The sequence below is a fragment of the Micromonospora vulcania genome, from assembly GCF_042658605.1.
GTDB lineage: Bacteria > Actinomycetota > Actinomycetes > Mycobacteriales > Micromonosporaceae > Micromonospora > Micromonospora vulcania.
In genome coordinates, this window is record NZ_JBHSQS010000002.1 from 464,556 (window position 1) to 471,599 (window position 7,044).

A 7,044-nucleotide genomic window follows, 5' to 3' on the forward strand; every position below is an offset into this window, starting at 1 on the left:
GCGGCCCGTGACGCTCTATGGATGGGATACCAGCGATTACGACGTCGGCAGGGGACTGACCCGGGCCAGGGTCGCCGCCGCGTCCGGCCTGGGTATCGACTTTCTCACCAGCAAGGGGACGGAACAGTCGCCGTCCAACATCTTCAAGAGCAAGAGCTGCGGTTGGATCCTGGCCGCCGGGCGCGACGCCGGCATCCCCTACCTCGGGATGTACGTCGTGGTCCGCTCCGGCGTCCCGGCGGCGACCCAGGCGCGGACCGCCATCGCGTACGCCGACGCCGAACTGCCCTGGTGGCGTACCTGGCCTGGCTTCTTCTGGCAGGTCGACCTGGAGCGGTGGCCCTACGACAGCGTCGCACCGGCGGTCGGCGTCCAGGTTGGGAACGAGCTGGAGGCGCGGACCACCAAGTCCGTGCTGATGTACGCCTCCAAGGGCCAGTACGGCTCCAGCCAGCTGGGCCACTTTCCCCGCTGGAACGCCAACTACCCGCACAACCGCGACGAGGACTTCAAACCCGCCTACACCAGGGCCGGCGGGGACAGCGGTCCCGGTTGGCAGGTGTACGGGACGCCGTCCGCCATGCCCCGGATCTGGCAGTACACCAGCACCGCCCGGATCGGCGCGCAGCACACCTGTGACGCGAACGCGTTCCGGGGCACGGACACCGACTTCGCGGTGATGATCGGCGCTACCACAGCAGGAGGCACGGACGTGCAGACAGTCTCTATCGTCACCATCTATCGCGGCTTCACGGTCACCGCGGACGGCGCCTTCCACGCGATCCGGTGGAGCGACGGCAACGCCGCGTACCGGATCACCGCCGGCGGCCTCATCGGTCACCAGTCAAAGATCGAGCTGGTGGGTCTGCACGAGGGTGACCTGGTCCGGCTCCGGGCGATCTACACCTTCCCCGGCAACCCCACCCCGACCGTCCAGGCGTTGAACCAGCAGACCGTGGAGGTCGACCCGCTCACCATCGGCGGCGGCTACGTGACGATCAGCGCCAACGAGAACCACCAGGTCCCCGCCGGTACGACCCTGACGTTCGAGGTGGCGGTCACCCCGGTGCCCAACACCGGTGGCCGGACCCTGACCTTCGGTAACGCCACCCGAAAGTCCGTCCTGCTGTTCTCCTGACGCCGTCGGGTGGGTCCGCTCCACGGTCGGCGCGGAGCGGGCCCGCCCGGCGTCCCTTGACTGTTCAGCCGCAGGCCGGGCGACGGGCCGGGCCGTTGTCGACGAACCGGAACGTGCTGCGCAGCAGCTGCTGAGCCGTCTTCTTGGGGTCGCAGACGGCGCCCTGCACGGTCAGCGACTTCGCCGATCCCGGGTTGTACGCCTCCCCGCAGGTCGGTTCGTCGTTCGCGGGGTGGTTCCCGAACAGCACCGGGTTGGTCGAACCTGCCGGGGTCGACGATGCCCTGGTGGGCTCCGCCGGCATCGCGGGAGCCGTGCCGGCCGCGCTCGGCGCCTTCCCGTCCCCGCATGCGATCAGCGCACCCGTGCACGCCAGGACCACGGCGCCGGTAACCCACGTCACCTTGAACATGTCGTACTCCCCATGCCGTGCCCGCACCCCGTCAGCCGGGAAGTCAATCTGAGACGTCTCGTCGGCGACCTTGGTCATCGACACGCCACGTAGGAGGACAACCGGTTAGTACCCACCGGTTCTCGGATCCATGAGGGATTTCCGGCTACTTCTGGATGGTCGTCGCGTGGCGGCGGCCATGCGCCGACCGGATCGGCCGGGCAGGTTCCGGGTTCCGGGTTCCGGGTTACTGTCGCGGACCCTTTGCTCTGCTTCAACCGGCGCACCACTGACGGCACGTTTTTGTTGCGTCCGTTGAAGCAGAGCAAAGACATCCCAGGTGCTTAGGTGTCAAGCAGTGGCGGTGCGTGACAGGTGGACCGGCCAGCCAGCCGGCGGCGCCGGCGGCGGGTTTCGCCCAGGCCGCACCAGTGTCTGCGTCGGGTGAAGTCCCACTCGACCTGGTCGCGGCGCTTGTCGGCCAGCGTGTCGATCGTCGCGGTGTTGCCGGCATCGAGCTGACCCAGCCCACCCCCAGCCCTTCGGCGGGGGCGAGTGGGCGGGGCTCAGCTCCGTGAGCGAGGCAGGCAGCACTTCTTGTACTTGGAGCCCGAGCCGCACCAGCAGGCGTCATTGCGGCCGGGCGGCCACGCCCGGAGGTCGGTCCCGCTGAGGGAGTCGGCGTACTCGTCGAGGGTGTCCTCATCGGTGGGGTCGCCGCCGTTCCGCTCGGCGAAGGTTGCCAGTCCCGCGACGGAGCCGGCGACCACGCCCAGGTCGGCGGTGCCCAGCCCAGCGGCGTCGGCGAGCGCCCGTTCGAGCTGAGCGCGGTGCTCATCCCATTGCGCCGGGTAGCTGTCGACCAGCGCGGGCCAGCGGACCAGCAGCGCGTCGAACTCCGCCTGCGGCCAGAACAGCAGCGTCGCCGGGCCGTCGTCGTCCAGCGCGTCGAGGGCGTGATCGCTCGCGGCGCGCAGTCGGTCGGCGAGGTGGTCGTGGTCGTCGTGCGGCAGGCCCATCTCCTCGCGCAGGTCGTGCCGCTGCTGGACCAGGCCGTAGATCATGGCGGCTGCCTCGTCCTGCGCGTCCTCGGAGCTGTGCTGCTGGGTCCGGGTCCGTTCCAGGATCGCCTCGAGCGCCCCGGTGAGCCACTCCAGCGCCGTCTCGGTGTGGCCGGACTCCATCAGCCCGTCGATCAGGTGCATGGCGCCGGGGTCGGTCTCCAGCGCCGGGCGCAGCGCGGTCAGCTCGGCCAGGCCCTCGTCGTCGCGGCCGAGGCGCAGCAGCAGACCGCCGCGCACCGACCGGGCGTGTGCGTTGTCGTCCGGTTGTTCGGCGATGGCGCGGGTGGCCAGCGTGAGCGCGTCGTCCAGATCACCCGCCTGCTCCAGGATGTCCGCCGCGACGAGCAGCGCGTACCCGGTGTCATCGGGGTCGGCGACGCGGCCCTCGTCCACGGCACCCACCAGTTCGGCGACCAGCGCGGCCGAGTCCGTGTTCTCGTACTCCAGCGCACCGATCTCGGCGATGCGCTCGGCGGTCAGCAGGTCGGACGTCGGCATGGGGGCATCCTGGCGGCAGGGAAGGGGCGGGAAGCCGCCAGCGTACGCCCGAATCGGGCGAATACCTCGATTGTCACTCGGGTGCGGTGGTGCGGCTCACTCTTAAGCTCCGGGAGCGGTCAATTCCGGTCCCGGGCGAGCGTGAACACGTTGCGCAGGATCGTCGATGCGACGGCATCGGTTGCGAGTGCACCATTGAATGCGATGGACGACGCACTGAAGACGAAGCCGCCGTTGGGCTTCTCGAGGAAGACCATGGCGGCACCGCCTCCGGGGTTGGTGCCGCGAGCGATGACCTGCAATGCGGTCGCTTCGCCTTCCAGGCCGAGCAGGGAGTCGACCTCCCAACCGCTGGCCCCGCCGTTGTAGCCGCTCTGCCCGAACTGGTCGCCGACGGAAAGTCCCGTGCCCGCCAGCAACGGGTGCATCTTGGCCACCGTGTAGGGCGCGAAGGTGAACCAGCTGTCCTCGATGTAGTTCACCCCAAGGAGTTGGGAAGCCGGGAGCCCCCGCGCCTCGTAGGTGTCCCGCGTGCCGGTGCTCGTGCGAAAGTCGATCTGGCTACGGTCGGCACTGAAAGAGACTCGTTCGTACACTCCGTTGCCGCCCGAGTAGATGAGGCGCCCGCCGCTCGCGACGTAGGTGATCATGTGCTGCCGCATCGCCTCGGACCAGTACTCCGGATGACTGCCCAGCACCACGGCGTCGTATGTCGACCAGTCGCTGATCAGATGAAGGTCGGTGTCGTTGTACGAATCGAAGCTGATCTTCTCACTGGTCATCCAGCGGGTCAGCAGGATGTCCGAGTAAAGGGTGTGTTCCAGATATCCGGTGGCTTCAACGTTCATTTCGGTCGACGGCCGATGCAGTGACAGCGTGCGGGTGCCCGTCAGGTCGGAGCAATACTGGCTGTGGTTGCCATACGTGTTGTAGGCGTGGTATGTGTTGGTCGGAAAAATGAACGCTATTGAGTTCGACGGTGCGGTTGGCCTAACGACGAAGGGGACGTAGCGCCGCATCCCGTACGGCCCGTCGAGTCGCACCGCATACATGCCTGACGCGAACGTGGTCGGAATCCTCGTCTGGATGGTGTCGGCCCAACCGCAGCCAGTGTGCACGAACCCGATCGGCACCGGCTGCACACCACCGTTGACAGTCATCGGCGGGGCAACCTCGGCAGGCCCCGCGGCGCCAGGCGCTACGCGCACCACCGTGGCGGTGAAGCTGGCGAAGGTGCTCGATGTGGCAACGTGAACGGTGTCGCCCGGCCGCACGCTGTTGGTGCGGGTGTAGCCCTGGAGCGCGGCGTTTCGCTGGATCGTCCAGCCGGTGCCCACGATCCTCTCCAAGCCACCGCCCGCCCACGAACGCGACTGGTCCGGACCGGCGGTCCTCCAGTTGACCAGGCGGTACTGCACCATGTCTCCCGGCCACGACGCGGTGGACAGTCCGGGCTTGACCCCGTAGATCGCTCCTTGACCAGCGGCGATGAGACCCACGTGCATGAGCTCCGCGAACCCGCTACCGATCTGGTACCCGGAGCCGGGCGTCCAGCCGCTTGCGGTGTACTGGTGCCAGTAGATGTCGCCGTGCCGCACCGCGTAGATGACGCCGCTGTCGTCCGCGTACAGCTGGTAGGACTTGAAGTTGCCGATACGCGTGCCGCTGCTGTTGATCCAGGTGCCGGTGACGGGGTTGAACTGGTACGCGTACAGGTCACCGCCCGCGGTGACGCCGTAGATATGGCCGTTGAAGCCGAACACGCGGGGAAACCTGTCGAAGCCGGTGCCGATTTGCACGCCGCCCGCGTTCACCCAGGAGCCCGCACCGGTCTCGATGTCGGAGCAGACATATCGGTATCGGCGCAGTGTGCCGTCGGCACGCAGACAGTACAGCGAGCCGTCCGCGCCGCCGAAGATGCCGATGAACTGGTTGAATCCCCCACCGATAACGCGACCCGAGCCGCTGGCCCACGTAGGGCCGACTGTCTGCCAGTCGGCGTGCCGGTACCAGCGGAGGGCACCGTCGGCGCGGATGCCGTAGATGACCCCGTCGCCACCACCGACCAGCTGAAGGAACTGCTGCTGGGGATCGAACGCGGGCCCCGCTGCGGATGCCGGTGCCTGCCCGGCCGGCTTGGGCAACGGCCGCTCATTCGCCATTGCCTCCGTCGCGGTCGCCGCAGACATGGCTGTGCCAGCGATCCCGGCTGCGCGCAGGAGGTTACGCCGGGAAATAGGCATGGTTGGAGATCCAATCGATGAGGGGTGATCGGGAGCAGGTGATGGTCAGTGGGTGGTGCACAGAGCGCACTGTGCACCACCCGTTCTGACGTCCCCGAGCTGTCAGAAGATGCGGTTGTATTGCGCCCAGTCGTGCCCGATGTTGGTGCCGTTGACGAATGGCACGTGGTTCGGGTTGGAGTCCATGTTGTTGGGGTAGTACCACATGGTGCCGTCGGGTTTTGTCGCTAGGACGTCGGCGTGTCCGTCGCCGCTGACGTCGGCGCTCGTCACTCGGTTGAATTGTGCCCAGTCGCGGCCGATGTTGGTGCCGTCGGTGAATGGCAGGTGTCCTGGGTTGGAGTCCATGTTGTTGGGGTAGTACCAGAGCGTGCCGTCGGGCTTTGTTGCTAGGACGTCGGCGTGTCCGTCGCCGCTGACGTCGGCGCTCATGACTCGGTCGTACTGTGCCCAGTCGCGGCCGATGTTGGTGCCGTCGGTGAATGGCAGGTGCCCTGGGTTGGAGTCCATGTTGTTCGGGTAGTACCAGAGCGTGCCGTCGGGCTTTGTTGCCAGTACGTCGGCGTGTCCGTCGCCGCTGACGTCGGCGCTCATGACTCGGTTGAACTGTGCCCAGTCGCGGCCGATGTTGGTGCCGTCGGTGAATGGCAGGTGCCCTGGGTTGGAGTCCATGTTGTTCGGGTAGTACCACATGGTGCCGTCGGGTTTTGTTGCTAGTACGTCGGCGTGTCCGTCGCCGCTGACGTCGGCGCTCATGACTCGGTCGAACTGTGCCCAGTCGCGGCCGATGTTGGTGCCGTCGACGAACGGCACGTGGTTCGGGTTGGAGTCCATGTTGTTCGGGTAGTACCAGAGCGTGCCGTCGGGCTTCGTCGCCAACACATCCGCGTGGCCATCACCACTCACATCCGAAACATTGCCCTTTGTCGGGGATGCGCTCAGGTTCCAGAGGGCGTAAGCGATTGTGGTGCCGTCGCTGGCTTCCTCGTAGTATCTGGAAGGGCGGGCCGAGTTTTGGACGTCCTGGCAGACCTCACCGATCGGGTCGGTCATCCAAGTGTTCGGGTCGACCTCCAACATTTTCCTGATGAAACGGCCGGTGGCATAGACCGGATCGAGGATCTGCTCGACGGTGCCCCAACCCTGCGACGGTCGTTGCTGGTAGAGCCCGACGCTATCCCTGTCACCATAAGTCAGGTTCCGAATAGTCGACTCGACGATAGTTGTGGTGATGGCGATGGCCGCAGCGCGGCGAGCCAATCCACGCCGCTTGATATCATCGACGATGACGCGCGCGCAGGACACCCGGTACGCGGTCATGGCACCCTCCAATGTGCCATTCAGTTGTCCGTTCAGTTGGCTGGCCAGCTGCGCATCAGCGGAGGTAGTCCCTCGCGGGTCGCACGGTCTCGTATCGGCAGCGTGAGCTGGTGTGGCCGAGACACAAACTGACGCCATGGCAAGGGAAAAAGTCGCCGCAATGGTGGCGATGCGACTGGTGTATTGTCGTCGGCCCACGGTTGCTCCTTTTCCGGTGTTCGTGAGAGTCGGGTGGATACTGTGCGGCGCGCGAGCCGGAGCGAATATTTGCGGCTCGCGCGCCGCGTGACTGCGTTGACCAGCTGGCTAGAGGATGCGGTTGTATTGCGCCCAGTCGTGCCCGATGTTGGTGCCGTTGACGAATGGCACGTGGTTCGGGTTGGAGTCCAT

The 7,044-nt window shown here is 66.6% G+C and carries 5 protein-coding genes; 1 reads left to right on the top strand and 4 read right to left on the bottom strand.

Going from position 1 to position 7,044, the window contains the following annotated elements:
* Window positions 1-7: 7 nt before the first annotated feature.
* Window positions 8-1,138, top strand: coding sequence for a hypothetical protein (locus tag ACFQGL_RS04750; RefSeq protein ID WP_377505840.1), 1,131 nt, complete (start codon window positions 8-10; stop codon window positions 1,136-1,138).
* A 64-nt stretch (window positions 1,139-1,202) separates the two neighbouring features.
* Here the strand turns inward: ACFQGL_RS04750 and ACFQGL_RS04755 are convergent, their stop codons facing one another.
* The 4 genes from ACFQGL_RS04755 to ACFQGL_RS04770 form a co-directional block, all read right to left on the bottom strand.
* Complete coding sequence (locus ACFQGL_RS04755) at window positions 1,203-1,550, bottom strand: hypothetical protein (protein WP_377505842.1); 348 nt, start codon at window positions 1,548-1,550, stop codon at window positions 1,203-1,205.
* A 545-nt stretch (window positions 1,551-2,095) separates the two neighbouring features.
* Window positions 2,096-3,091, bottom strand: a complete 996-nt coding sequence (locus tag ACFQGL_RS04760; protein ID WP_377505845.1) for an SEC-C domain-containing protein — start codon at window positions 3,089-3,091, stop codon at window positions 2,096-2,098.
* A gap of 119 nt (window positions 3,092-3,210) precedes the next feature.
* Window positions 3,211-5,235, bottom strand: a complete 2,025-nt coding sequence (locus ACFQGL_RS04765; RefSeq protein WP_377505848.1) for a N,N-dimethylformamidase beta subunit family domain-containing protein — start codon at window positions 5,233-5,235, stop codon at window positions 3,211-3,213.
* A 201-nt stretch (window positions 5,236-5,436) separates the two neighbouring features.
* Window positions 5,437-6,654: an FG-GAP-like repeat-containing protein gene (locus ACFQGL_RS04770; RefSeq protein WP_377505850.1), complete on the bottom strand. Its 1,218-nt coding sequence runs from the start codon at window positions 6,652-6,654 to the stop codon at window positions 5,437-5,439.
* Window positions 6,655-7,044 lie beyond the last annotated feature (390 nt).